Raw genomic sequence first — 787 nt, forward strand, 5'->3', positions numbered from 1 at the left:
GGGCATGTTCGGCTACGGCCCGCCCCTGCTCGGCCTCACAGTCCTCGCCGTCTACGCGTACGGCCGGCACCGCGGCGGCCGCGGCCCCTCCTACATCCTGCTGCGGGTCACGCTGGGCGCGATCGCGGTCTGGTACGCCGCCTGGACCGCGGGGATCGTCGGGTCCTGGATCCTCGTCGGGCAGATCTCGTCGCTCGGGATCGGGAAGCTGCTGTTCATCGCCGTCGTCTGTGTCGTCCTCGCGAGGCTCACCCCGACCTCGATGCCGCCCACATCGTCTGGGAAGGGGTGAGCTGGTGTGGCCGGTCGCCCGCCTGATCGCCGAAGCGGCCGCGCCGGCGTGGCAGCAGTACATTCTGCCGGCGCTGCTTGCCCTGGTTGGTGTGGTCGCCGCCGCCTGGATTGCGCTGCGGGGCACGTTCAGGACCGCGTCGGTTAATCATGAGACCGAGTTCGACAAGCTCGTCCACGCCCGCATCCAAACCCTGGAGAAGCAGGTCGCGGAGAAGGACGCCCGGATCGAGGTGTTGACCGCCGACCGGGACCGGTACCGGGAGCTGCATGCCCAGTTGCGCCTCGACGTGCTCGCGGCCGGCTTGAACCCGGACCGGCTTGGGAAGGGCGGCGGGGATGCGGTACGCAACACCACGTGACGACGAGACGGGCCGGCTGCACCCGCTCGCGACCGACCAGCCTGGCCTGATCCTGCACGAGCCGATCAAGAAGTGGCGCAGGGTCGCGATCGTCTACGCGCTGTTGCCGCTGTTGTGTGCCGGGGTGGGCGCCT

At 69.9% G+C, this 787-nt stretch carries 2 protein-coding genes; both read left to right on the forward strand.

All coding sequences use genetic code 11. The features are described 5' to 3' along the window. A partial coding sequence (locus ABFY07_RS42715; protein WP_346179617.1) for a hypothetical protein occupies nt 1–292 on the forward strand: 292 nt, incomplete at its 5' end. A 4-nt stretch (nt 293–296) separates the two neighbouring features. Next, nucleotides 297–653: a hypothetical protein gene (locus tag ABFY07_RS42720; protein ID WP_190253657.1), complete on the forward strand. Its 357-nt coding sequence runs from the start codon at nt 297–299 to the stop codon at nt 651–653. The last annotated feature ends 134 nt before the right edge of the window (nt 654–787 follow it).

This window comes from Streptomyces sparsogenes subsp. cuspidosporus (genome assembly GCF_039532705.1).
Lineage (GTDB): Bacteria > Actinomycetota > Actinomycetes > Streptomycetales > Streptomycetaceae > Streptomyces > Streptomyces sparsogenes.